The organism is Scytonema hofmannii PCC 7110 (assembly GCF_000346485.2).
GTDB lineage: Bacteria > Cyanobacteriota > Cyanobacteriia > Cyanobacteriales > Nostocaceae > Scytonema > Scytonema hofmannii.
This window is the reverse complement of the sequence record NZ_KQ976354.1, coordinates 6208849-6233293: the sequence shown is the minus strand read 5'-3', so window position 1 is coordinate 6233293 and position 24445 is coordinate 6208849. Positions and strand designations below refer to the sequence as shown.

The following is a 24445-nucleotide window of genomic DNA, read 5'->3' as shown; positions in this document are numbered from 1 at the left end:
GGTTACAGTAGCAGGCAAACAGCCTGCTATATACTTTATACCCACAATTTTTCAATATGGCTTTTACATACAAGCACACCGTTCGCTTTCGAGATACAGATGCAGCAGGAGTTGTGTACTTTGCCAATGTCTTAGCTATATGTCATGAAGCCTATGAAGAATCTCTAGCCACCTTTGGCATTAATCTCAAAGAATTTTTTACGAATCCATCTATTGCTTTCCCCATCGTTCATGCGAATGTCGATTTTTTTCGCCCGTTGTACTCTGGGGATAATTTAGTTATTAGACTCATACCCCAACAACTCAGTGGGGACAGATTTGAAGTTGGTTATGAAGTTATTGTTGGCGAGATAGTTGCTGCAAAGGCGATTACCAGACACGTTTGTATTGATACATCTAGCAGAACCAAAACAGAGTTACCGGAACATATGAAGCAATGGTTGGAGACAAATCGCAAAGGCGCGGAAAGTGTAGAGAGAAGAAAATCGAGAGAAACTATCTGAAGGATAAAGTATGAAGTTATACAAATTTGAAAAAAGAGCGTGACCCCCAATAACAGCAAAGGTTTTTTGATGGTATTAACTTTAATCAAGATTCTTTTGCAGAAAATTGCTAGCTAATTGCTGTAGCTGCTGCCGATTAACTTTACCTTGAGAATTTCGAGGTAAACTTTCTACTTGAATCCAATGTTTGGGAACTTTAAATCGGCTAATTTTATTTTTCAGAGATGTCTTGATTTTTAAATCAGTAATATTTGAATTTTTAGGTATATAAATTGCCGTTATTGCTTGTCCCCAAACTCGATCGGGTACACCGATCGCGCAAACATCTGTTACCATTTGAGTTCCTCTAATGGCTGATTCAACTTCTATAGCATAAACATTTTCACCACCTGTAATAATTTTATCACTGCTACGTCCAGAGATGTGTAAATATCCTTGTTCATCAAAAAATCCCAAGTCATCTGTTTGTAAATAACCCTGATTATCTTTACTATTAGGGTAGTAACCAAGAGCTAAGGATTGAGAATAAATCTTGATATTGCCTATTTGATTTGGCTTTAAAATTTCGCATTGCTCATGATAAATCTTGACTTTAGCGTGAGGTAGAAGCTGGGTACAACTCTCTTTACCATTTAAAAAATCATCAGGTTTGAGGGTGGCTATTTGAGAGGCGGTTTCTGTCATGCCATAAGTAAGAGCTAATCGGATTTTATGGCTTCTTGCTGCTTCTAAAAGTTCATTCCAAGCAGGCGCACCTCCCAAAAGAACTGTCTGAAATTGTTTTAACCATTGGGTTGATTCTGGATTTTGCAGGAGACGTTGTAACTGTGTTGGTACTAAAGATATAAAGAATTCTTGTGGTTTAATGCTGTAGTTTTGTCCGAATTGTAACTCTTTAAATGGGAGATTTGCCAGATGACCACCTGTTGTAAAGGAGCGCATAAATTGCATTAAACCGCCAACATGATAGAGAGGCAATACGCAAAAAGAGTTAATTTTATCTACTTGAAAATATGCTTTAAATCCCTGTACTGATGCCATTAAAGTTTCCCAAGTATGCATGGCAAACTTAATTTTTCCCGACGAACCGCCGGTGGGAATCATGATGAGTGGAGAGGAAGTGAGGGAGTGAGGGAGTGAGGGAGTGAGGGAGTGAGGGAGTGAGGGAGGGGGGGAGTGAGGGAAAGAATGTTGCTGTTCCCCCATACCCCAAATAATATCCGGTTTAACCAAATTAAAAACCTGTTCCCATTCCTGTTGTCCCCAATTAGGATTACAAAGGAAAACTGGGCAACTCGCTTGACAAGCTGCGAGAAAACTGGCGAGAAACTTGACTGGTTCAGGTTCTGCTAAGAGAATCTTTGGTGGTGTTTTCCCATTGGAAAACTGCATTAACTCTAGATACCGTTGTTTAGTAATGAGGGGAAATAGACGATCGCGCTCGCAAATTAGCCAATCTGAAGGTAAGCGAAATGACTTTTCTCCAAGATACTCTAACGTTTCTACCATAAATTTTTCAACCAAATTTCTTCCTCTTCTGCAAAAAAATGATTGACTCCAAAACCCAACGCCCTGTTGTGTCGCGATAATTCCACAGCCAGTTGGAGTGCTGCTTTTCTACCAATAGAAGTTTCAAACACAGAAGAAAATACAGCATCAACTTCACACTCCCAGCAAAATTGACGCAAACGCGATGGCGAACCAACTATTCCCGGCTTAATGACAAAAATCCCTCGCCAGCCTTTTTGGTAACAAGTTTTTAGTTGGTTGAATGTCGCGACAGATTCATCTAAGGCTATTGCAGTGTTATAGCAGTAACTTAATTCCAACATAGAATCAAATTTATCTACAGACAGTGGCTGTTCGATAAATTCAATTTCTACAGTCAAAGTACTGTTAGCCTTGACATTGTCGCAAGTCCACAACCACAAGTTAGCCTCTTCATAACTCAATCCGCCGTTTGCATCTAACCTGAGTTTTGTCAAGGATGGTAAGGTTTGAGCGAGCCTTTGAAAAATTCTTAGTTCTTCAGCAACAGGGTAAACGCCAATTTTCCATTTAAAAGTACGATCCCCCTGCTGCCACAGTGTTTGCCATACCTCCAATGCTTCTTCTCCTGCAGGTAATAAGGCGCTGTATGTTAGGGATTTTGGATTTTGGATTTTGGATTTTGGATTGAGGGACAAAGAGGACAAGGTAGAATTGTCTTCCCCTGCTTCCTCATTCCCCACTCCCTGATGTTTCCCTACTCTCCACTCCCTACTCCCCACTCCCCAAACAGCTGATTCAAAGCCAAATTGACAAGCGGGTAACTCGTCAGGGATCGAGAAAATTGTTTCGTCTGTCACTATCTCTGGTAACTGACGACAAAACAAAAGAGCTTGCTCTAAGTTTTCAGAACCAAACCAGCTGATGGGTGCAATTTCACCCCAACCAACTTTACCCAAATCATCTGTGAGTTTAAGAATTATACCTTCGCGAGTATCCCAAACACCATGACTTGTAGTTAGCGATCGCACAAACCTCCGCCGATAAGGACGAAACTGAAATTGGTAATGCATTTTTTAATTGCTAAATGCTAAATGCTAAATGCTAATGGCTAATTACCATTAACCACTGTACGGGCGCGGCGGCCTTGCGCCCGTACTAACCAAATACAAACCCCAATCCAAATAGCAAACAACTCCAAAAATGGACTGATACAGCAATAAATTTACAATTATTTACCTTGTCTGGTTGGTTGTGATTTGTCTGGACGTGGTTACATAACTTCCTAGCAAAGGGTAAACTTGCCCAACTGAGCAAAGTCCAACCTGGGAAAATTCCCCAAAGCACGCCTATGAAGGTTAATGCATAAATGCTGCCTGTAAACCACTGTAGGAGATCGGCTCCTCTTTGCGTACCCAACCGGACAATCGGAGAACGCTTACCTGCAGCTATGTCGTCTTTTACTTGATGGAAGTGGGAACAGAACAAAATTAAACTTGTGGCAATCCCAACGACTACCGAAGCTATCAACGCCCGCCATGACAAACTCGCCGTTTGACTGTAGTATGCAGCTGATACAGCCAACGGACCGAAGGCAAAAAAGCAAATGATTTCCCCCAAACCCTGATATCCTAGACGGAAGGGAGGTCCTTGATAGGTATAGCCTAAAGCACAGCACAACATGATTATTCCTATTACGGTTAAATCTTGTTGCCACCAAGCTATTGCTAATATTCCTAGCAAACCCAGACCTAAAAATAAGTTTCCCAACCAGAATATCAGGCTTTTATTACCAGTCAAGTTGACCAAAGAATGGTGTTTATTTTTATCAATGCCTGTTTCTGAATCAAAGACATCATTACTGAGATTTTCCCAAGCCAGGATACAAATTGCAGCAGCTACAAAGGCCGAAAAAACTACTCCATGAAAAGTCTTCGTTTCAGAAAAAGCAACAGCCGTACCCACCCAGATGGGCATAATAGCAACGCTGTACATCGGCGGTTTTAGTGCCGCCATCCATAACTTATTGTTGGGATAAGAAATCAGCTTTGTAGTCATTAGTCGCGATTTACTAAAATTGCCAGCACTTCCCAATCCAAAAAATTTTATGGTTGGGAAATATACTCTATGTAGGTAACAACTTAAAAGTTGCCACTTTTTGTCTCAGTCTCAAATTACAGCAGAAACTGGACATCGCAGGCAAGTTTTTGCAAAACTACAACTTTGCTAAACTCACTCTGGTTAAAAGGGTCTGTTTGTGTTACCTGTAGAAATACGACCATGATTTATGACTCTTTTGGAAGATAACTTCAAAAAAATTTACTATTTTTAGATCATGACAGTTTCACAATGTCGCGCTGACTTTTTTGTATACAATAAGGAGCTATACCACTTTCTTTGGGCGATTCAGCAAAATTGCCTAAGGAAGAATTGCACGCAAATTGCTAGTGTTTCGATAGAGATTGACCCAGTCGATCCTCTGGTTGTACTTGGTAAACTGGCTCAACCTCAGCAATTTAGTTTTTATTGGGAGAATAAAGGGAAAAAAGAGGCGATCGCTTCTTTTGATGCTGTTGCTAAATTAGAAATAACAGGTAAAAACCGCTTCAAGGAGTCAGAAGATTTTATCAAAGATTGTCTCGACAGAACAATTTGTTTTTCGGAAATCGAGCGAGCTTTTTCTAAACCGCAGTTTTTATGTAGTTTTAGTTTCTTTGAAGAACTCAGTCAAGCAGATTATCCATTTCCATCTGCTACTATTTTTCTTCCCCGTTGGCAAGTGGCTGTTAAAAACAATCGATACACATTTGTTGCCAATATCTCAATTAATGCTAATGTGGATATTCAAAAAATATTACAGGTTTTGTGGAGTAAACTTGAAACTATTAATTCTCTAGAATATGACTTTTCACCATTGACGGTGACGCAGCCAAAATTTAGCCAAAAATATGTAGCCAATCCAGAGCAATTTAAGCGATCGGTATTAGGGGCTTTGGAAAGTATTCAGTCAACGCGTCTCAGGAAAGTTGTCTTAGCAGATGCACTGGATGTTAGAGCCAACATTCGATTTAACTTACTACAGTCTTTAAATAATTTACGACAGATACACCCCAATTGTTGTATTTTTTCTATAAGTAATGGAAAAGGACAGAACTTTATAGGAGCAAGTCCGGAGCGTTTGATCGGCATTCACAAGCAGCAATTAATTACTGATGCTTTAGCTGGTTCTGCACCACGGGGTAAAACACCAGCTGAAGATGCAGTGAATGCCAGTCGCTTGTTGAGTAGTATAAAGGAAAGGCACGAACACTCTCTAGTGATTGATTTTATTACACAACGGCTGTCCCAACTGGGTTTACTACCTCAAGTGTTAAGACCACGCTTGCGACAATTGTCTAACATTCAACATTTATGGACTCCTATCAATGCCATTGTTCCTAATAACGTACATCCTTTAAGGATAGTCGCGCAATTGCATCCAACACCAGCCGTTGCAGGTGCAGCTAGAGAGATTGCTTGTCGTGAAATTCGCCGTTATGAAAACTTTGAAAGAGGATTGTATGCAGCACCATTAGGTTGGGTGGACTCTGAAGGAAACTGTGAGTTTATTGTAGGAATTCGTTCGGCACTTATAGATGGCGATCGCGCAAGACTTTATGCAGGTGCTGGTATTGTTGCTGGTTCCGATCCTGACAAGGAACTTGCAGAGGTTCAGCTCAAGCTACAAGCTTTGTTAAGAGCGCTGGTATAAGTATAGGGAGTAGGGAGTAGGGAGTAGGGAGTAGGGAGTAGGGAGTAGGGAGTAGGGACGAGGAAGAAGTACTAATAACTAACCCCTAACCCCTAACCCCTAACTCCTTATTTTCAAATGAGACTTTGTAACATTAGCAATAACTGCTTAACCGTATATGGCTTTGGCAAAAACTTGTGAATACCAACAGATTCCGCAAGTAGCTGATTTTCTCGAAGACCGCTAGAGGCAATAATTTTCACAAATGGGTTGATTTTTTTCAGGGTTTGGATCGTGGTAAAGCCATCCATAGTCGGCATCATCATATCTAACAAAACCACGCGAATATCAGATACATTTTGGGCATATAATGAAATAGCTGCAATACCATCACTAGCAATTAGGACTTTATAATTATAATTTTCCAACGTTGTTTTAGTAATTTCTCGGATTTTTGCTTCATCATCTACCACCAAAATTAATTCTCCATTCCCTGTTGGTATTTCCGAATTTTCTATTGACTGCGTTTCATTTTCCATCACAGCTTTTAAAAAAACCTGAAATTCTGTTCCTTTGCCAACAGAACTAGAAACATTGATAAACCCACTATGACTTTTAACAATACCAAGCACAGTTGAAAGACCCAATCCCGTTCCTTGTCCAACTGCTTTGGTGGTGAAGAAAGGTTCAAAAATTCTATCTAAGACTTCAGGTGACATACCTATGCCTGTATCTCTAACAGAGATAACAATATGGTGTCCAACAGTTGCCTCAATATTCATCCTTGCATAGTTTTCGTCAATGAAAAAATTCTCAGCAGAAAGTTCTAAAATACCACCTTTGGGCATCGCATCACGAGAATTGATAACTAAGTTCATCAACATCTGATAGAGTTGTGTTGCATCTCCACAGACAGTCCACAAGTTTGGCGCTATTTTACAAACAAATTCAATAGATTTAGGAAATGTCTGTTTGGCAAGCTGCTGAATTTCCATTATCAAGTGCTTAATTTGTAACACCGTGCGCTGACCTTCAACGCCACGCGCAAAGGAGAGGACTTGCTTGACTAAATTTGCACCACGCTGAGTATTAATTTCTAAAGTTTCAAGTAGCTTATTGTGCTGTTCATTGCCAATTTTTATTTGTAAAATTTGAGCTGATAAAAGAATTGGAGACAATATATTATTGAGGTCGTGGGCAATACCGCTAGCAAGTGTACCAAGGCTTTCCAATCTCTGAGCGCGAAGAAACTGAGTTTGAAGTTGTTTCTTTTCTGTAATGTCGGTGTCAACGTTCAGAATTGATTTTGGTTTGCCGTTTTCATCTTGTACGAGTGTCCATCGGCTTTCGACGATGATTTCTTTGCCGTCCTTTCGGACTTTGTTTAATTCGCCATACCACTCGCCTGTCTTGTTAACTTGATGTAGCGCTTCTTGCAGTTGTGGCGGTATTTCCCTGTATAACAGATTTTGAGCATTCTGTCCCAAAGCTTCTTGTGTTTTCCAACCGTAAAGACGCTCGGCGCTTTTGTTCCAAAAGAGAATTTTGTGGTTTAAGTCTCGAACCAATATAGCATCTGTAGCAATGTCAAGCAACGCAGCTTGTTGGCGGATCTTCTCTTCTGTTTGTTTGCGTTCGGTAATATCAACAGAAATACCAACAACTCCGATTATTACCCCCTGGTCATTATAAATTGGTGAGTCGGTAACTAGCGCAAGGAAAGGAGTCCCATCTCGACGCCGAACGAGAAATTCGCCTGACCAACTTTTACCTTGCTGCAAGTTAGACATAATTTCAATTGCTTGGTCTCGTGAAGTCGTAGTTGAGACAACATCCATAATATTTTGACCAAGCACTTCTTGTGCCAACCATCCATATAAAGTTTCTGCAAAGCGATTCCAATAAATAATTTTTCCATCTAAATCAGTGGCAATGACTGCTTGTTCTACTGCTGATAATAAATGCGCTTGAAAGTAAATTTCTGCCTCTGCTCGTTTGCGTTCGAGTAATTCGCTTTGTACTTGTTCGTAGAGGGTTGATTGCTGTATGGCGATCGCTAATTGGTCAGCTACAGCACATGTTAATTCCACATCTTCCTGTTGCCAAGGGGAAGATTGGTGAGTGCGTATCACGCTCAGACTACCCCAAACTGAAGAGCCAACTTGCAACGGTACCAGTAACCAGGCTCCAGAATAAGTTTCAGCAAAATCGCGGTTGATTTCGTCTGGGTAAGTGCTTGCATCTTCAATAAGAACAACTTCCAATCGCTTGAGTCGAGATGCTACTTCATTATTGACATCAGGAATTTCTAATCCCAAAGCACTTGGTAACTCTAGATTTTTGCGGTAATCCGTTACATTTAACCACAGTTGCCGTTCTGATAGATATTGTACAATTTCTGCTCGATCGGCTTGTACGAGTTGTGCCACTTCACGGGCTGCTGTGGAAAAAATTGTTTTTATGTCTAAAGAATTCCGAATGCTTTGAATAACTCGATTGAGTGCTTGCTCTCTTTGAACTTGCCGTTGAGTGTGTTCGTACAATGCCTTTTCTGCTTGCTGCTGTTGAGCAGTTAATGTTTCTAAACTACAAACACGTTGTCGCAGTTCAGCTATTTCTTGAATCAGCTGCTCTTTTGTCTTGTCTTCATCTCTCATTGCATTGACGACTCACACCAACTGTAATAATACCTAGTACCTCATTGACTAAATCTGACTCACTAGTCATATCCAATTCCGATTAATATATCGTAATCACAACTCAAAGGAGCGATCGCACACTGGTCACTGGTCACTGGTCACTGCACACTGGTCACTGCTCACTGCTCACTGTTATAGCAAATCTCGATGGGTAAAGGACTTAGCATTTGCACCCGTATAAGTAGCCGAAATATGACCGTTACCGCTCATTTGATATTTGTAAGTTACCAAACCTTCTAAACCAACAGGACCACGAGGTGGCATTTGTTGAGTGCTAATTCCAACTTCTGCACCAAAACCATAACGGAAGCCATCAGCAAAGCGGGTGGAACAGTTGTGGTAAACTCCGGCTGCATTTACCAAAGCTAGGAACGTTTGAGCAGCTTCTTCATCTTCAGAAACAATTCCATCAGTATGTTTGGAACCGTACTCATTGATATGAGCAATTGCTTCTTCTAAGGAATCCACTATTTTGATTGATAAAATCAGAGCAGTGTATTCTGTCTCCCAGTCTTGCTCGGTTGCTTCTAAGATATTGTGTAGAATTTGGCGCGTGCGTTCATCACCTCTTAATTCAACTTTCAGTTTTTGCAAAGCTTCGCTTATCTGTGGTAAGACTTTTGGAGCAATATTGGCATGAACGAGTAAAGTTTCAATTGCATTACAAGCAGCCGGATAGCTCGTTTTTGCATCAACTGTAATGGCAACAGCTTTTTCTACGTCTGCAGCTTTATCTATATAAAGATGACAAACCCCATCAGCGTGACCGAGGACTGGAATGCGCGTATTGTCTTGAACAAAGCGCACAAATGAGTTAGAACCTCTGGGAATAATTAAATCTACATACTTATCTAATTTCAAAAGTTGCAATATTTCTTCTCTCGTTGTTAACAACTGGACTGCATCTGGATTGACCGCAGTTTGAGATAATCCTTGTTTAATTGCTTTGACTATTGCGTCACAAGAACGAATAGCTTCTTTTCCACCTTTGAGAATAACGCCATTGCCTGACTTGATAGCTAGGGAAACAATTTGAATAGCTGCTTCCGGACGTGCTTCAAAAATGATGCCCAAGACTCCTAAAGGACAAGTTAATCGCTTAAGGATTAAGCCTGTATCAATTTCGCGATGAATTTGTACAGTCCCCACGGGCTCGGCTAGTTTCCCAACATCTCTAACGCCCGCGATCGCATCTCTTAACTTATGTTCGTCTAACTTGAGACGTTTGTAGAGCGGTTCGGCGATTCCTTCTGCAAGAGATGTTTCACAATCAGCAATATTCGCTTGCAAAATTTCATCTTTGGCCGATTCTAAAGCTTGTGCGATCGCCTCAATCGCTTGATTTTTTGCCTCTGTCGAAAGCACTGCTAGTTTGAGTGCAGCTTGTCTTGTTTGTTGAGCAACTGCAATGATGTTTTCCATATATAAAGCGAACTATAAAATTACATAAAGAAAGTTACACGATACCTCACGTACCAAGCAACATATTAAGTAGATTTAAACAATGTTCTAATAAAAGCTTAGCTTATAGGAGGACCAGATGGTTACAGCACTCAAACTAGAAAACCAGGTTAAAATCGGTCCAACCAATCTGCTGATTAATAACGAGTGGGTAGAAAGTGTTAGCGGTAAGCGTTTTGAAACAATTAACCCTGCTACGGGTGAGACGATTTGCAGTGTCGCAGAGGCGGATGCAGCAGATGTAGATAAGGCAGTGCATGCTGCTCGTGCTGCTTTCAATAATGGAGAATGGCGTAAAATGTCCGCCATTCGTCGCGGCGAATTACTATACAAACTCGCTGACTTAATCGAGCAAAACAAAGAAGAACTGGCACAGTTGGAGACATTAGACAATGGTAAGCCAATTTCAGAATCGATGAATGCTGACCTACCATTGGTCATCGCCTGCTATCGCTACTTTGCGGGGTGGGCTGATAAGGTACAAGGTAAGACTATCCCCATTAATGGTCCTTACTTTTGCTACACTCGTCACGAGCCAGTAGGTGTGGTAGGTCAAATTATTCCTTGGAACTTTCCACTGCTCATGCAGGCTTGGAAGTTAGGACCTGCTTTGGCAACTGGCAATACCGTAGTTATGAAAACAGCCGAACAAACACCACTGTCAGCATTGCGGCTTGGCGAACTCATTATTGAAGCTGGTTTCCCCCCTGGTGTTGTGAATATTCTTTCGGGATACGGACCAACAGCAGGTGCGGCAATTTCTCACCATATGGATATTGACAAAGTTGCCTTTACTGGCTCCACTGAAGTAGGGCATTTGGTGATGGAAGCAGCTGCCAAGAGTAACCTCAAACGCATAACTCTGGAACTTGGCGGTAAAAGCCCCAATATAGTTTTTGCCGACGCTGACATGGATGAGGCTATAGAAGGTGCTCACAATGCTCTATTCTTTAACCAGGGACAGTGCTGTGTTGCAGGTTCGCGGTTATTTGTGGAAGAAAAATGTTACGACGAGTTTGTAGCCAAGAGTGTCGAACGAGCGAAACAGCGTACTGTTGGCAATCCCTTCGACCTCAATACCAAACAAGGTCCGCAGGTAGATAAAGACCAGTTCAATAAAGTGATGCATTATATAGAGTCGGGAATGCGAGAAGGTGCTCAAATACTGTGTGGTGGTAACCAAGTTGGTGACAAGGGTTACTTCATCGCCCCGACAATCTTCGCTGATGTGCAAGATCGCATGGAAATTGCGCGAGATGAAATCTTTGGTCCGGTGATGAGCATCATCAAATTCAAAGATATTGATGAAGTCATTCAACGAGCTAATAACACCATCTATGGGCTAGCGGCTGCTGTGTGGACAAAAGACATCACCAAAGCGCACGCCATAGCTAACAACGTTCGTGCGGGTACTGTTTGGGTAAACTGCTATGACGTTTTTGACGCTGCTGCACCTTTTGGTGGGTTTAAGCAGTCCGGTATTGGTCGCGAACTCGGCGAGTACGGTTTGCAGCAATACACTGAGGTGAAGACTGTGACAATTAAGTTGTGATTGGTCACTAGAGCATCGGTACAGAAATCACAAAAACCCGGTTTCTTCAAGTTGAGTATACGAAATATTAAGCTTTCTGACAGAGAGAAACCGGGTTTTTTGCCTCCTTTTTGAATACTGTACCGGCGCTCTAGTCACTGGTCACTGGTCACTGGTCACTGACCCCATCCCTAAGTAGCTTCTGACTCGTTCCTAGCCTTTGGCTGGGAACGCATTCATCTACGTGTATTTCAAAAATCAAATTGGGATTTCTATACAAATTAACTATTTAATGCTGTTCTCAATTTAACTTCGCTTTCTCCTGCTCGAACCATAATTGTCCGGAGTAAAGAGCCGAAAATTCGCCATCCAATTAAACTTAAACTAGCCTCACGTGCAGCCATTTGTAAGTCATCAAGGCTAATTTGTACAACTCCATCAAATATTATGCAATTAGCTAGTACATCTTCTGAATCAGAGTTTAGGCGTGGAAGATACATTCGTTGTGTTGATTTAAACTTTAATAATTGACTGATAATTGATTTAGCATCAGGATATCTTGCTTGTGTAATTGCTTCTATACGGAATAATATTGCGTTTTGTCGGCGATGGGGAACTAGATCGCAGGTAGAATTTGCTATGGCAAATTTCATCCCTTCAAGGCGTTCACCAAAAAAATAAGCAGCATCAGTACTAATGATGTCGCCTTGCAGTAAATTAAAAGGTTCTTCTTTCTCATCAAGAAGACCTTTTTCGAGTGCATCTTGGTAAAAAATTGGGTCACGTAAAAGAGCACCATCAGAACCAAAAATTATTTGTCGTTGCTTTGTATTACCAAGGTCTATTGCAAAGCTTTGAATAATTTGAATAGCTGTTTGATCGTGAGAAAGCTCACGGAGCTTTCTCTCAAGCTCTGCTAATTTTCCCAACATACTTTTAAGATATACTCCTTACTATTGCTGTTCTTTGTCTCGGGCAAGAGATTCAGCCTTAATTAGATGATCGAGTTCTTTGGGATCTAAAATGACCTCATCTTCTTGTTCTTCATCTAGCTCATCAGTTTCAGGCAGTAAAGGTTCAAATGTTTGACGAGTTGGGAGTTCTGGCAAACTGCCTAATAAGCTCACACTTTCCAATAACACGTTCATTGTGTCTGCATCATCTGGATGCTTTTGTACAGCACGCGCAGCACTAATAACTATTCTTAGTCCACCTCGCAAACGATCTACATCACGAGCCAGACCGTACAATTTCTGGAAGTCACGTTCTTCCAAAATGCGATACTGTCCAGTTTTTGTGTGAAGAATACCAACAATACCATTTTTAACTAATTCTAAAGCTTTAGCACCTTCTTGGCGAAACTTCTCGAATGATAACCAAGTTGGACCGGGTTGTAGGCTGAATGTGTTTGACTCTTTTTTAGCAAGTGATTTCATCTACCTACATTTAATAAGTACATATGTTTGCTTGATTCTAAGTTTGGTTGTTTGCACCACCTAATACTGCATTATAAATGCTAAACAACGAAAAACCAATGAAAAGCCAACGTTTTTTAGAGGACTTCTAGTTGGGGGATTCAGGCGAAGTCGGGATTTTTCTAACCTGTTACATACCCCTCCTAACCCTCAGTCGCTTTAGCCTGTTGCCAAAGAGCTTCTAATTCCTCCAGAGTGTGATCCGAGAGAGGACGATTGGCAAATCCCTCCATTTGTTCTAAGCGCTGAATAAATTTCTTATTTGTCCCTTGCAAAGCTTCGCTGGGGTCAAGATTATTCCATCGAGCTAGCTGGACAACGGAAAACAGCAGATCGCCTAATTCAGCTTGTTGTCTTTCTGGTGTTTCGTGGGCTAAAGCTTCTTTGAATTCTGCTAATTCCTCATTAAACTTGTCCCACACTCCATCAAGAGTTTCCCACTCAAACCCAACCGCAGCTGCTTTCTGGGAAATCTTCATAGTTGCCATCAACGGGGGTAGCTTACGTGTATAACCTTGAAGTTTGTGACTGAGTTTTTGGCTGTCAGGAGATGGTTTTCCTTTTTCTTCTGCTTTGATTTTTTCCCAGTTTTGCCGCACTTCATCAATGCTTTGCACCGAAATATCGCCAAAAACATGAGGGTGACGACGGATAAGTTTTTGTGAAATACCTTCAGCAATTTCCTTCAGGGAAAATTGTTGGTATTCGCTGGCAATTTGAGCTTGTAAAACAACTTGTAAAAGTAAATCGCCCAGTTCTTCAGCAATGGCGTTTCGATCGCCACTATTGATAGCATCTACCACCTCATACGCTTCTTCTATAACAAATGGTGTCAGTGTCTGGGGAGTTTGTTCCAAATCCCAAGGACAACCTCCGTCAGGCGATCGCAATTTTGCCACCACGTCAATTAATTCTTGTAAAGCCGCTAATGTTTCAGGATTTTTCATAATTGGTTAGTTGTTAGTTGTTAGTTGTTAGTTGTCATTGAGTATTAATTATCACTTGTGCTTCCTCACTCTCTCACTCCCTCACTCTCTCACTCCCTCTTATCCCCTTGTCCCCTTACCCTCCTTTTCACTTTACTTTTCTTCATTTTCCCACGGGGTAGTAATGCACTGACTCCTTGCTTTTTCATGCGCTTGTATGCCGAACCACCCCAATCGCTTAGAGAATGACTCATAGCACCTATTTCCATCCCAAAGAATAGGGCAAGAAGTTCTGTAGAGTAATTGAATAGCGTGTTTGCCGTATTTTTACGCAATATTTGCCAATCTAACTGCACGTTCCACAGCTTTTCGCCAACGACCATAACTAAAAACCCTAAGATAGCAACCAAGGTGCTGAGATAGATAACTCGCAGTGTTGTACCAATAATCGGACCGTGGGATAAGAATGACCGATGACGCAGGCTTTTTTGATAAGGTAACCAAATAAAACGCAAAAATCCCCAGCGCTGGTAGTGGCGCGAGTAAATATCTAAGTCGGGACCGAACATCAGCCCCCCAAACAGAAATCCTCCTGCAACTAGTAGTGTCAGGTTACCGCTTTTGGTTTGCCAGAAAGTCACCCCAGTCACAAGCGGCAAAGCCCATAAAGTAATGCGATCGTGAGTCCGACCAGAGGGCATAGGATTTTATGGAAAAATTTTTCTCAAAAATACTATCGCGTTTTCAAAATTTATGTGCTAACATTAATTCTTGTGAGTGAAAACGCAACGGGCGGTTAGCTCAGTTGGTAGAGCGCCTGCCTTACAAGCAGGATGTCACAGGTTCGAGTCCTGTACTGCCCATTCCCATGATTATAGTTCAGTAAATTCCCAGAGTACACGGTAATACCAGGGAAGTTAATTTAGAGAGGTAGTTGTTTTATCGGAAGGCATGAAGTTGTAATTCGCAACGCGTGCTTGCCCGATGTGTTGAGATTGATACTGATGAAAAACCAAACCTCTCTATTAAAGCTTTCCCTAATATTCTTATCTTTATTTAGTTTTAACTTTGTTCCTACTGCCCTTGCTGGTACGGGAAATAAAAAAATTATTGCTCAACAAACTAGTTGCACGGTAACCAATCTTCAAACAGGTCAACTAGCTTTACGCCTTCAACCAAATGGCAAGTCAAAAGCAGGTCTAAATAATAGCAATAGCGTACAATTATTAAGGACGGGAGGTGAACCTTGGGTTTACGTCCGCGTGATTCAAGGTCCAAATAGCAAAGTGAACGGTTTAGAAGGTTGGGTAAATTCCAATTACTTGATCTGTGGTGAAGACACTGCATCTTCACAAGATTCTTGCAAAGTCATAAATATTACACAAGGACAATTAGCTTTGCGAGCTACACCCAATGGAAAATCAAAAGCCGGTCTCAACAATGGCAATGTTGTCAAATGGGTGAGGTGGGGATCGGAACCTTGGGTTTACGTCCGTGTTGTCAATGGTTCTAACACTAAAGTAAGTGGTTTGGAAGGTTGGGTTAATTCTGACTACCTTTCTTGTGGTGAGTAATCATTAAGCATGATAGGAGTGAATGAACCACCCCACCGCATGGCGGATGGGGTTTCTAATTTACTGACCCGGTTCAGTGAGTCCTATAGTCGTACAACAAGACAAGCCTGCTGCCGTACCTTTACGTGATGGGAATTTTTTACCGAGGATTAAGCCTTTAAAAAAAGGGGGAATGCCCAAGCCCCTTGATTTATTGAGGGGTAGTGCAGGATATCCATTAATGGCATTCCCCCTTTTTTTCTTGCCCTGTGCGTGACCTATCCAAATATTGATTGTCTTGAGAATTTGACACACCCGAAAAGTAATTTTTGATGTATCAATTTTGGCCTTTCTCAAAATATTGGAAGCCCCATTGGCATCCGCGTTGATAATTGTGTTATTTCCTGTTTTGTATTCCCCGCGTTTTGTTCTTCTTCCAGAAGGCTTAAGATTCTTCTGTTCTTCGGTTTCTTGACCGTAAACGGGTAATTCATCACCGTCAAAAAATGACATTTTTGAGGTGTATGATTCTTCTACAACTACAAATTCTATACCAGATCTCTCACAGAGATACTTGAGTGTATCACGTAATGCGGTGAATGGAACCTGTACAAAATTTTGATTATTGACACGTCCGTTATCTATTTCATTCTTAATTCCTTGGTTCCAACCAAATACAATTTTACTTATTCCTGATTCTAAACATTTATTGATTATTGTCCGTGCAGATTTCTTGATAAAATCGCGGACTTGGTTATTCCTAGACTGCGTTGCCCTAGCTAAACTACCACTCCAGAAATTCTCATCCTTACCCTTTTTTAGCTTAGATACAGTCTTGTTATAAAACTGATTTATTGCCTTTAATGGTCGCCCATTTATGAGAAATCCTTCTTCACCTGTGTTCGGAATACAGGTAACAAAGTTGTTCAATCCGATGTCAATTCCTAAAACACTTGACTTATTTAATGTGGCAACAATTTCATTTTTCTTTCTGCATACCCAATGTAGATAAATCTCTCTATGCTTTGATGTAATCACTAGCTCAACGAGGTTAGAGGGGTCAATGTCATCGGGAACTCTGAATCTCAATCTCTCATTTAAACTTGTTCCCATGACATCTTCTTTGTGCTGCTTCTTGAACATAATGCCAGTAGAAACAGTAGCAAATATAATGCCATGCTCTTGTGATATATTGACTGATTGACTGGGATATGTCACTTCAAACATACCACCTTTTTGACGATAACCTGGTAATAATGGTTTCTTTGTCCCCTCTCTAAAATGTTTGTCTAAAAGCTGTTTGAATGATTTGAAATTCTCAGTTACCTTGTGACACACGGATTGTGCTGCTTGAGAATGCAGCATTTTGTAATGATAGTTTTCTTTGAAGTCAGTTTGTAAATCAATAGTTAGAGATTGAAAATTCAGAATTTTGTGTACAAAAAATCCTTGCCTCAGATTGAAGGTTAAAGTATTGTATAAACTGTTTGCGTGTGACAATATGTCTGATATTACAGCATACCCAAGATTGGACAATTTCAGATGCTGCACAACAGTTGAAATGTGAGTATTTTTATTCTTTTCTTTATCCTGCTCTTTTTGTTCCTTACTTTTGAATGACATATTTGAACCACCACCTTGCCGTTTTGTCGTTACCCTTTTATTCTGACATTCATGTAGACGTTGTGTAGATAGCTATGACCGGAGACCAAGCTCTGAAAAAAGGGGAATGCCCAAGCCCCTAGATTAATCGAGGGGTAGTGCAGGATATCCCGTAATGGCATTCCCCTTTTTTCTTTCGCAAAATTCGTGACCAAAAAAGGATTGAACTTACGGATATCTGAGCGGAGGCTGAATAAGCTAAGGTTATATGCCGCAAGCAAGGAGAAAACTATGACTCAATTGGTTGAAAATTGGATTGATAGATTGCCGAGCTTAGAGGTTGACAACCACTCGGACACCCATAAAGGGTGTACCTCGTAGTTGTCGCGCTATCCATCCCCACCGCATGGCGGATGGGGAATTCCGCGAATATGTTAAAGGATATAAAAATGCCCAAGTGGAAATTGGTCACTGAATTTACATTTGATAGCGCCCATTACATCAGAGATTACAATGGACCGTGTGGTCGATTGCACGGTCATACTTACAAAGTAAAAATTGAAGCAACTTCATCAAAACTGCACTCCTCGCAATACTGTCCCCATGAAGTTATGGTGGCTGATTTTAGAACCTTGCGCTGGGCTAAACAAGATGTGAAAAAAGGAGGACTTGACCACGGTGTACTCAACGAAGTAATGCCTCCGGAGTATGAAACAACTGCCGAGATGATTGCTAAATATATTTATGATGAAACCAAAAAAAGAGTACCTCCAGGCGTGCAACTAAAAGTCGCAGTCTCTGAAACTCCAAACTCATGGGCAGAATACGAAGACGAGTGCGAAAATTAGAACTGGTCACTGGTCACTGGTCACTGGTCACTGATTATGGAGGTAAGGAGACTCGAACTCCTGACATCCTGCTTGCAAAGCAGGCGCTCTACCAACTGAGCTATACCCCCTTAATATAGGAAGCGTAAGTTATTTATACTAACAAAAGTATCATAGCTTAAATTCCTGGTTTGCGGAAAGAGGATTTGTCAAAAAATGTCTTTAGTCGTTGCTACACTTTATAAATTTGTGAGTTTGCCAGACTTTACTGAGAAACAAGAGCCTTTGTTATCTTTTTGTCAAACAAATGACATTAAGGGGACGATTCTGCTAGCACCAGAAGGCATTAACGGTACGATCGCAGGTTCTCGTCAAGCGATCGATTCAGTGTTATCCTTTTTGCGTACCGATCCTCGCTTAGCAGATTTGGAACATAAAGAATCACACGCAGAGTCCCCACCGTTTCAACGTATGAAAGTGCGACTGAAGAATGAAATTGTCACCATTGGGTTACCAGAAGTGAACCCAAACGAACAGGTGGGAACTTATGTCGATCCTCAAGATTGGAATACTCTCATAAACGATCCAGAAGTCACCGTTATCGACACGCGCAATGACTACGAGGTAAGCATCGGTACTTTCCAAAAAGCGCAAAATCCAAACACAAAGTCATTCCGCGAATTTCCAGAATATGTGTTTCATCAGCTAGACCCCAAGAAACACAAAAAAGTGGCTTTGTTTTGTACAGGTGGAATCCGTTGCGAAAAAGCCTCTTCCTTTATGCTTTCTCGGGGGTTCCAAGAAGTTTATCACTTAAAGGGCGGAATTCTGAAATACCTAGAGGAAGTCCCAGAGTCCGAGAGTTTGTGGGAAGGCGAATGTTATATTTTTGACGACCGTATCGCTGTTCGTCACGGGTTAGAACCAGGAAGTTACGATTTGTGTGCGAGTTGCGGACATCCCATTTCTGAATCAGACAAAACTTCTCCTCAATATGAAGAAGGTATTTCCTGTCCTCACTGTTTGGATAATCTATCTGAAGAGAAAAAAGCACGTCAGCAGGCAAAGCAACGACAAATAGAATTAGCGAAAAAGAGGGATTGCTAAATTCACTGGCAATGACCTAATCATCTCCCGCAACATCCCCCAACTTAACCTTACCGCGCAGCAGGTTTTTGACGCGGCTTTGTAAATTTTAGTTTAGGTACGCCAACTACACATTAGCCATTAGCAATTTTTAATGCCAAAGTTAAACCATCAGCAATTGGGACTAAACTGATTGCGACTCTTGAATCTTGATACAATTTCTTATTAAAAGCACGCATATTATTTGTTCTATTATCTTGTACTTGAGGATCTGCTACTCTTCCCGACCACAAGACATTATCAATGGCAATCAACCCACCCGGACGCACCAATTGTAGCGCTTGCTCGTAGTAGTTATCGTAGTTGCTTTTGTCTGCATCAATGAAGGCAAAATCAAAAGTTTCTCCTTGCGATCGCAACCGATCTAATGTCTCTAGAGCTGGGGCAATATGTAGCTCAATTTTATCTGCCACACCTGCTTGCTGCCAATAACGACGTGCGATCGCTGTATATTCTTCACTCACATCACAAGCCACAACTTTACCATCTGGTGGTAGTGCTAGAGCGACAACTAGCGAACTATATCCAGTAAATACCCCTATATCTAATGTTTTTTTTGCTCCCATCAACTGAATCAATAAAGCCATAAACTGTCCTTGTTCTGGAGCAATTTGCATTTGGCTCATTGGATGTTGGGCTGTTGCTTGTCTCAGTTGTGTTAAAATCTTTGGTTCTCGCACGGAGACTGATAATAGGTAATCATACAGATTTTTTTCGAGTCCTAGTGTTTGATTTGCCATATTTTTGGAAGAAGGCTGAGAATACTTGCCTGGGTGATTGGAAATCACGACTATACAAGCAAAACCTACTTACGTGGGTTTCAGAACCTTGATTTTTCATAGTCCGCGCAGGCGGACTTTGTTTGTATAGCCCAGAATTCTATTCTGAGGGCAATGTACCAAATTGGATTCTTGTTTGAATTATAAAATTTTCTTGAACCGCAAAGACGCAAAGGACGCGAAGAAAGAAGAGCGGTTAGGGATGTCCAAGAAATAAATTATCCATCTTGTGGGACGGGCGTCCTCGCCCGTTCTATATCAATGGCGGGCTAGAAGCCCGCACCACAAGAAAAAGTTGGATATTTTTTTATTTGGAAGTCCCTTATCTGACTTTGTCAGTGAAACATGACAATTTACTGAGAGAAATTTCCGTAAAAAATGACCGATTATCGGTTTTTTTAAACAACACTATTCATATCGGGTTACTTGCAAAAGAAGACAAGAAAAATTCTTAAATACTTGTTTAACATGGGTTTGAGATTGTGCAATTTCAAAATATTAAAGAGTTAAATGGAATTCCGAGTTTTTCGGTTGTTTAAGTGGGGTTTAGATTTTCTTCATACTTCAAATTAGTAAAAATACATGGACATTTAAAGAAGGTATGAACTAAATTTGTGAATATACCGAAACAAATTTAGTTTTTCCTATGTATAACTCTATTCTAAATCAAACTGTTTTTCCACAAACAATAGCTATTATTGGAGGCGGTTTAAGTGGTTCTCTTGTGGCAGCAAATCTTTTACGTAGTGCAACAATACCAATTTCTATCAAACTAATTGAACGCAATGATGAAATAGGTAAAGGGGTCGCATACGGTACGCGAGTCGATGGTCATTTGCTGAATGTTCCTGCGGGTAAAATGAGTGCGTTTCCAGATGAATCAGATCATTTCTTGAAATGGCTACATGCAAATGGGTACAAACAAGTCAGTGCATCTACATTTGTACCGCGTACTGTTTATGGAAACTATATCCAAGCGATTTTGCAGGAAGCGCAGGCAAAGGCTCAAGCTGGTGTGGAGTTTGAGAGGATTGTCGGTGAAGCTATCTCTATTGACACAACCACTTACAGCGTTAGAGTTTACTTGAATAATGGCAGGCGTTTGCAGGTACAAAAGGCTGTGCTTGCATTGGGGAATTTTCCTGCTTCTTTACCTGAACCACAGAAAAGATTTCTCCGTCACGTGAAAGCTTACTGGGAAGTTCACCGCCATCGGATTGCTGAGGAAATTGCAGAAGTTTTGGATACAGCCGTTCAGTCCGGTCAATTACGTCACTACGGAGGTCGGATTCAAACTTGCCAGGAGTTTGAGAAGGGAGTGAATGTCACAATTCGCGAACGAGAAACACGCGCAGATATTGTTTTACAGGTAAGCAGAATTGTGAACTGTACGGGGTCGAACTGTAACTATCGCAGATTGCAGCATCCTTTGCTTTCCAGTCTCCAAGAACAAAGGCTGTTCCGTTCCAACACCCTGTCTATCGCTATCGATACTGCTGCTAACGGTGCTCTAATTGATGCTGATGGTAAGGTTTCTGAACTTTTGTATACGTTAGGAACGCCACGCAAGGGTAACCTTTGGGAAACAACGGCTGTTCGGTGAAATTCGAGTTCAAGCAGTTTCTTTAGCTCAGGAGTTACTGAAATCTCTCGATTCCAGACCCTATGCTGCTATTGAAGTAAGCAAGTTGCCTAAACCTGTTATGCTATTCCGCCAATTGTTCGACAAAGAGTCAAGTACTTATACTTATCTCATTGCTGACCCAGAAACTAAAGAAGCTATCTTGGTAGACTCTGTGTTGGAACAAGTCGAACGTGACCTTCAAGTCTTGCGAGAACTAGGACTGACTTTACGCTACTGTCTGGAGACCCATATTCATGCAGACCACATCACCGGAGCAGATAAATTAAGAGAATTGACGGGGTGTTTAAGTATTGTCCCTGAAAAAGCTGCAACTATAGGTGCTGATGACTACACTATAGATGGGGCAATAATGGAATTAGGAAGAGTAAGAATTCAAGCGATCGCAACTCCCGGACATACAGATACTCATATGGCATATCTCGTAAATGGAACTCATTTGTTAAGTGGAGATGCTTTGTTTATCCGAGGTTGTGGTCGTACCGACTTCCAAAACGGTGATGCTGGATTGCTGTATGATGTTGTGACTCAAAAGCTATTTGCCTTACCAGAAGATACTTTGGTGTATCCCGGTCATGACTATCAAGGACGAACAGTATCTACCATTGGAGAAGAAAAATCCTGGAATCCCCGGTTTGTCGGACGCAGCCGCAACCAGTTTATTGAACTCATGAATAACCTGAATCTCCCCTATCCTAAGAAAATGTTGGCAGCCGTACCAGCAAATCAATTTTGTGGCAAAGTTTCCATGTGGGAGTATCAGATTTAAAGATTTGATTCTGTAGATGTTAAGACGCGCTACGGTGCGTCTTTATTTTATTTGTGGTACTTAGTTTAATGATATTCTTATATAGAATTTGCGTTTTTATTATACCAAAATAGAATATTTAACTTTCTGACATGATTGACCACGACAGATTATTTAAAGAACTTATCTCAACATTTTTTATTGAATTTCTCGAATTATTTTTTCCTCAAATTGCCAGCACAATCGATCGCGACTCTATTCGTTTTCTTCCCCAAGAGTATTTTGCAGATTTAACTTCTGGAGAAGAAAAAATTATTGATTTGTTGGTAGAAGTCAAGCAAGCAGGTAAAGAAGTAGGCTTTCTGATTCATGTCGAGGCTCAATCGTATACTGAAAAAGAATGTGCGCGTCGTATGTTCTTCTATTTTGCCCGGTTGTATCAAAAGTATTTACAGAAGATATATCCTATCGTCATATTTTCTTTTGATGAACCTAAGCGTGAGGAAGCGCATACACATACAGTAGAGTTTACTGATTTAAAGGTATTGGAGTTTAACTTTGCTTCAATTCAACTGAATCGTTTAAATTGGCGAGACTTTCTACAACAATCTAATCCAGTAGCAGCAGCTTTAATGGCAAAAATGCAAATTAAACCGCAAGAACGACCAAGAGTTAAAGCTGAGTGTTTGCGGTTATTAGCGACATTGCGATTAGATCCAGCAAGAACACGATTAATTTCTGGATTTGTCGATACATATTTGAACTTGAATCTTCAAGAAGAGCAAAGGTTTCAAGAAGAAATTGGTAAACTGAAAGAACCAGACAAAGAGGGAATTATGGAAATTGTTACGAGTTGGGAAAGACGGGCAAGTCTACAGGCAACGCGATCGCTTATTATTCGTCTGTTAAATCGACGAGTGGGACAACTGCCAGAAACAATAACTTCGCAAATTGACAATCTATCCATACAGCAACTAGAAGCTTTGGGAGAAGCACTACTCGATTTTACAAATCTAACTGACCTTGAAACTTGGCTAGAGGTCAATCAATGAACCACGCGATTGTAAAAACAATCCTGATTCTGGCAGCAAATCCAAAAAACTCTATGCCATTGCGGCTAGAGGAGGTGCGAGAAATTGATGCTGGGTTAATGCGATAGAGAAACCGTGACCAGTTTACCTTGGAGCAGAAGTGGGCAACTCGACCTAGAGATGTGTAGCGAGCTATGCTGGACAAAGAGGGAATTATGGAAATTGTTACGAGTTGGGAAAGACGGGCAAGTCTACAGGCAACGCGATCGCTTATTATTCGTCAGTTAAATCGACGAGTGGGACAACTGTCAGATACAATAACTTCACAAATTGAAAATCTACCCATACAGCAATTAGAAGCGTTGGGAGAAGCACTATTCGATTTTACAAATCTAGCAGACCTTGAAATCTGGTTAGAGGTTAATCACTGATAATGATATTTTTTGACCGGCAAGTATGAAGGACAAGTCTTTTTATTCTTCATCCTTCATACTTCCTCATTATCGCTTTACTAATCCCTTGAGAGATTGCAAACTATAATTCAAAACTTTACCAGTCTTAAATAACTGATACCCTGCTGCAAACAAAGCAGAGGCAAAAAGGATAGCCAAAAGATTGAACGATGCAAATAAATTCCCTGTGAAAATCATGAATGCAACTCCCAGCCCTATCAAAACCCATCCTATGGTGCGGTAATCACGACGCCATAACACAAGCACAGCCCCTGCTATTAACAGCAAAACGGATGGGATACGCATAAAAATACCAATTTGCGTGTTAGCTGTAAATAACAAAATACTGATGAGCATCAGACCCGCGCCTACAAGCTTGCTGTTACGATCCACTTGAGTTGGTTGGGTATTGTTATATACTATTTCGGGTTGAAGCACTGTAGGTTTACTGATTGGGGCATTAGAGGGAACAACCAGATTTTGTTTATACTGAAATATAAATGTTACTTTTTCTTCTTGACCGAGGTTGATTTTGTCTCCAACTTGAAGGGGGTAACGCTTTCTTGGTTCTAACTTCGCCCCATTCAGAAAAGTGCCGTTAGAACTACCGACATCAGTAATATAATAAGTGTTTTCTTCTACTTGAATTTCTAAGTGTAACCGAGAAACAACATCGGCATCTGGTAAGAATGTGACATTAATATCTGGTGCAATTTGCTCATTTTGTTTGCCAATACGAATCACAGCAAGATTTGGGAGCAACTCAAAAGATGTATTCGTTTGAACATGAAAAAGCTCAAAACCTAGCCCTGTTGTTTGCGATGTGCTTAAATTTTGCATAGCTTCTTATTT

22 protein-coding genes and 2 tRNA genes are annotated in these 24445 nt (G+C 40.9%); 11 read left to right on the top strand and 13 right to left on the bottom strand.

What is annotated here, in order from left to right; translation table 11 throughout:
- Window positions 1-56: 56 nt before the first annotated feature.
- Complete coding sequence (locus WA1_RS25935; RefSeq protein WP_017746973.1) at window positions 57-503, top strand: acyl-CoA thioesterase; 447 nt, start codon at window positions 57-59, stop codon at window positions 501-503.
- A gap of 81 nt (window positions 504-584) precedes the next feature.
- On the opposite strand, the gene WA1_RS25930 is transcribed toward WA1_RS25935, so the two are convergent.
- From WA1_RS25930 to menA, 3 genes are all read right to left on the bottom strand, one after another.
- Window positions 585-2012 carry a 2-succinylbenzoate--CoA ligase gene (locus WA1_RS25930; RefSeq protein WP_017746974.1) on the bottom strand — a complete coding sequence of 476 codons (1428 nt, stop codon included), beginning with the start codon at window positions 2010-2012 and terminating at the stop codon, window positions 585-587.
- Complete coding sequence (locus WA1_RS25925; RefSeq protein ID WP_017746975.1) at window positions 2006-3064, bottom strand: o-succinylbenzoate synthase; 1059 nt, start codon at window positions 3062-3064, stop codon at window positions 2006-2008. Before WA1_RS25925 ends, WA1_RS25930 begins: the two co-directional genes overlap by 7 nt.
- Before the next feature lie 85 nt (window positions 3065-3149).
- Entirely contained in the window at window positions 3150-4049 is a 900-nt protein-coding gene (menA, locus tag WA1_RS25920; RefSeq protein ID WP_017746976.1) for a 2-carboxy-1,4-naphthoquinone phytyltransferase, read from the bottom strand.
- 277 nt (window positions 4050-4326) lie between these two features.
- Here menA and WA1_RS25915 point away from each other — a divergent pair, with 277 nt between their 5' ends.
- Window positions 4327-5742 (top strand): isochorismate synthase, encoded by a 1416-nt coding sequence (locus WA1_RS25915; protein WP_017746977.1) that lies wholly within the window; start codon window positions 4327-4329, stop codon window positions 5740-5742.
- A 113-nt stretch (window positions 5743-5855) separates the two neighbouring features.
- Here WA1_RS25915 and WA1_RS25910 read toward each other — a convergent pair whose 3' ends face one another.
- Together WA1_RS25910 and WA1_RS25905 are read right to left on the bottom strand one after the other, a co-directional pair.
- Window positions 5856-8378, bottom strand: coding sequence for a hybrid sensor histidine kinase/response regulator (locus tag WA1_RS25910; RefSeq protein WP_017746978.1), 2523 nt, complete (start codon window positions 8376-8378; stop codon window positions 5856-5858).
- A gap of 174 nt (window positions 8379-8552) precedes the next feature.
- Window positions 8553-9842, bottom strand: a complete 1290-nt coding sequence (locus tag WA1_RS25905; protein ID WP_017746979.1) for a glutamate-5-semialdehyde dehydrogenase — start codon at window positions 9840-9842, stop codon at window positions 8553-8555.
- A gap of 118 nt (window positions 9843-9960) precedes the next feature.
- On the opposite strand from WA1_RS25905, the gene WA1_RS25900 reads away from it, so the two are divergent.
- Entirely contained in the window at window positions 9961-11433 is a 1473-nt protein-coding gene (locus WA1_RS25900; RefSeq protein WP_017746980.1) for an aldehyde dehydrogenase family protein, read from the top strand.
- A gap of 260 nt (window positions 11434-11693) precedes the next feature.
- On the opposite strand, the gene WA1_RS25895 is transcribed toward WA1_RS25900, so the two are convergent.
- The 4 genes from WA1_RS25895 to WA1_RS25880 form a co-directional block, all read right to left on the bottom strand.
- A complete protein-coding gene (locus WA1_RS25895; protein ID WP_017746981.1) occupies window positions 11694-12344 on the bottom strand; it encodes a hypothetical protein in 651 nt (216 codons plus the stop codon).
- 21 nt (window positions 12345-12365) lie between these two features.
- Window positions 12366-12848, bottom strand: a complete 483-nt coding sequence (locus WA1_RS25890) for a hypothetical protein (protein ID WP_017746982.1) — start codon at window positions 12846-12848, stop codon at window positions 12366-12368.
- 182 nt (window positions 12849-13030) lie between these two features.
- Entirely contained in the window at window positions 13031-13834 is an 804-nt protein-coding gene (mazG, locus tag WA1_RS25885; protein ID WP_017746983.1) for a nucleoside triphosphate pyrophosphohydrolase, read from the bottom strand.
- A gap of 89 nt (window positions 13835-13923) precedes the next feature.
- Window positions 13924-14514: a metal-binding protein gene (locus WA1_RS25880; RefSeq protein ID WP_017746984.1), complete on the bottom strand. Its 591-nt coding sequence runs from the start codon at window positions 14512-14514 to the stop codon at window positions 13924-13926.
- 89 nt (window positions 14515-14603) lie between these two features.
- On the opposite strand from WA1_RS25880, the gene WA1_RS25875 reads away from it, so the two are divergent.
- Window positions 14604-14676: transfer RNA gene (locus WA1_RS25875), tRNA-Val, on the top strand.
- A 141-nt stretch (window positions 14677-14817) separates the two neighbouring features.
- Window positions 14818-15387, top strand: coding sequence for an SH3 domain-containing protein (locus WA1_RS25870; RefSeq protein ID WP_017746985.1), 570 nt, complete (start codon window positions 14818-14820; stop codon window positions 15385-15387).
- A 60-nt stretch (window positions 15388-15447) separates the two neighbouring features.
- On the opposite strand, the gene WA1_RS25865 is transcribed toward WA1_RS25870, so the two are convergent.
- The gene (locus tag WA1_RS25865; RefSeq protein ID WP_017750194.1) at window positions 15448-16989 is read right to left on the bottom strand and encodes an RNA-guided endonuclease InsQ/TnpB family protein; all 1542 of its coding nucleotides are present in this window, start codon (window positions 16987-16989) and stop codon (window positions 15448-15450) included.
- Window positions 16990-17417: 428 nt separating this feature from the next.
- Between WA1_RS25865 and WA1_RS25860 the strand changes: the two genes are divergently transcribed.
- Window positions 17418-17816 carry a 6-pyruvoyl trahydropterin synthase family protein gene (locus WA1_RS25860; protein ID WP_026135063.1) on the top strand — a complete coding sequence of 133 codons (399 nt, stop codon included), beginning with the start codon at window positions 17418-17420 and terminating at the stop codon, window positions 17814-17816.
- A gap of 37 nt (window positions 17817-17853) precedes the next feature.
- Here the strand turns inward: WA1_RS25860 and WA1_RS25855 are convergent.
- Window positions 17854-17926 (bottom strand) — tRNA-Ala (locus WA1_RS25855).
- 85 nt (window positions 17927-18011) lie between these two features.
- On the opposite strand from WA1_RS25855, the gene trhO reads away from it, so the two are divergent.
- The gene (gene trhO, locus WA1_RS25850) at window positions 18012-18902 is read left to right on the top strand and encodes an oxygen-dependent tRNA uridine(34) hydroxylase TrhO (protein WP_017746987.1); all 891 of its coding nucleotides are present in this window, start codon (window positions 18012-18014) and stop codon (window positions 18900-18902) included.
- A gap of 113 nt (window positions 18903-19015) precedes the next feature.
- Here trhO and WA1_RS25845 read toward each other — a convergent pair whose 3' ends face one another.
- The gene (locus WA1_RS25845; protein WP_017746988.1) at window positions 19016-19681 is read right to left on the bottom strand and encodes a class I SAM-dependent methyltransferase; all 666 of its coding nucleotides are present in this window, start codon (window positions 19679-19681) and stop codon (window positions 19016-19018) included.
- 685 nt (window positions 19682-20366) lie between these two features.
- Between WA1_RS25845 and WA1_RS25840 the strand changes: the two genes are divergently transcribed.
- From WA1_RS25840 to WA1_RS25825, 4 genes are all read left to right on the top strand, one after another.
- Window positions 20367-21323, top strand: coding sequence for an FAD/NAD(P)-binding protein (locus WA1_RS25840; RefSeq protein WP_017746989.1), 957 nt, complete (start codon window positions 20367-20369; stop codon window positions 21321-21323).
- 100 nt (window positions 21324-21423) lie between these two features.
- The gene (locus tag WA1_RS25835) at window positions 21424-22131 is read left to right on the top strand and encodes an MBL fold metallo-hydrolase (RefSeq protein WP_017746990.1); all 708 of its coding nucleotides are present in this window, start codon (window positions 21424-21426) and stop codon (window positions 22129-22131) included.
- Window positions 22132-22262: 131 nt separating this feature from the next.
- Complete coding sequence (locus tag WA1_RS25830) at window positions 22263-23162, top strand: DUF4351 domain-containing protein (RefSeq protein ID WP_017746991.1); 900 nt, start codon at window positions 22263-22265, stop codon at window positions 23160-23162.
- 173 nt (window positions 23163-23335) lie between these two features.
- Window positions 23336-23572: a DUF4351 domain-containing protein gene (locus tag WA1_RS25825; RefSeq protein ID WP_017746993.1), complete on the top strand. Its 237-nt coding sequence runs from the start codon at window positions 23336-23338 to the stop codon at window positions 23570-23572.
- Between the two features lie 69 nt (window positions 23573-23641).
- Here WA1_RS25825 and WA1_RS25820 read toward each other — a convergent pair whose 3' ends face one another.
- Entirely contained in the window at window positions 23642-24433 is a 792-nt protein-coding gene (locus WA1_RS25820; protein ID WP_017746994.1) for an FHA domain-containing protein, read from the bottom strand.
- Window positions 24434-24445: the final 12 nt, after the last annotated feature.

Bases quoted from the DNA above. Each gene is read 5' to 3' on its own strand.
- WA1_RS25900 (WP_017746980.1), top strand. From the start codon at position 9,961: ATGGTTACAGCACTCAAACTAGAAAACCAGGTTAAAATCGGTCCAACC.
- menA (WP_017746976.1), bottom strand. From the start codon at position 4,049: ATGACTACAAAGCTGATTTCTTATCCCAACAATAAGTTATGGATGGCG.
- WA1_RS25925 (WP_017746975.1), bottom strand. From the start codon at position 3,064: ATGCATTACCAATTTCAGTTTCGTCCTTATCGGCGGAGGTTTGTGCGA.
- WA1_RS25930 (WP_017746974.1), bottom strand. From the start codon at position 2,012: ATGGTAGAAACGTTAGAGTATCTTGGAGAAAAGTCATTTCGCTTACCT.
- WA1_RS25835 (WP_017746990.1), top strand. From the start codon at position 21,424: ATGCTATTCCGCCAATTGTTCGACAAAGAGTCAAGTACTTATACTTAT.
- WA1_RS25905 (WP_017746979.1), bottom strand. From the start codon at position 9,842: ATGGAAAACATCATTGCAGTTGCTCAACAAACAAGACAAGCTGCACTC.
- WA1_RS25890 (WP_017746982.1), bottom strand. From the start codon at position 12,848: ATGAAATCACTTGCTAAAAAAGAGTCAAACACATTCAGCCTACAACCC.
- WA1_RS25830 (WP_017746991.1), top strand. From the start codon at position 22,263: ATGATTGACCACGACAGATTATTTAAAGAACTTATCTCAACATTTTTT.
- WA1_RS25895 (WP_017746981.1), bottom strand. From the start codon at position 12,344: ATGTTGGGAAAATTAGCAGAGCTTGAGAGAAAGCTCCGTGAGCTTTCT.
- mazG (WP_017746983.1), bottom strand. From the start codon at position 13,834: ATGAAAAATCCTGAAACATTAGCGGCTTTACAAGAATTAATTGACGTG.
- WA1_RS25880 (WP_017746984.1), bottom strand. From the start codon at position 14,514: ATGCCCTCTGGTCGGACTCACGATCGCATTACTTTATGGGCTTTGCCG.
- WA1_RS25845 (WP_017746988.1), bottom strand. From the start codon at position 19,681: ATGGCAAATCAAACACTAGGACTCGAAAAAAATCTGTATGATTACCTA.
- WA1_RS25910 (WP_017746978.1), bottom strand. From the start codon at position 8,378: ATGAGAGATGAAGACAAGACAAAAGAGCAGCTGATTCAAGAAATAGCT.
- WA1_RS25870 (WP_017746985.1), top strand. From the start codon at position 14,818: ATGAAAAACCAAACCTCTCTATTAAAGCTTTCCCTAATATTCTTATCT.
- WA1_RS25935 (WP_017746973.1), top strand. From the start codon at position 57: ATGGCTTTTACATACAAGCACACCGTTCGCTTTCGAGATACAGATGCA.
- WA1_RS25865 (WP_017750194.1), bottom strand. From the start codon at position 16,989: ATGTCATTCAAAAGTAAGGAACAAAAAGAGCAGGATAAAGAAAAGAAT.
- WA1_RS25825 (WP_017746993.1), top strand. From the start codon at position 23,336: ATGCTGGACAAAGAGGGAATTATGGAAATTGTTACGAGTTGGGAAAGA.
- WA1_RS25860 (WP_026135063.1), top strand. From the start codon at position 17,418: ATGCCCAAGTGGAAATTGGTCACTGAATTTACATTTGATAGCGCCCAT.
- WA1_RS25840 (WP_017746989.1), top strand. From the start codon at position 20,367: ATGTATAACTCTATTCTAAATCAAACTGTTTTTCCACAAACAATAGCT.
- WA1_RS25820 (WP_017746994.1), bottom strand. From the start codon at position 24,433: ATGCAAAATTTAAGCACATCGCAAACAACAGGGCTAGGTTTTGAGCTT.
- trhO (WP_017746987.1), top strand. From the start codon at position 18,012: ATGTCTTTAGTCGTTGCTACACTTTATAAATTTGTGAGTTTGCCAGAC.
- WA1_RS25915 (WP_017746977.1), top strand. From the start codon at position 4,327: ATGACAGTTTCACAATGTCGCGCTGACTTTTTTGTATACAATAAGGAG.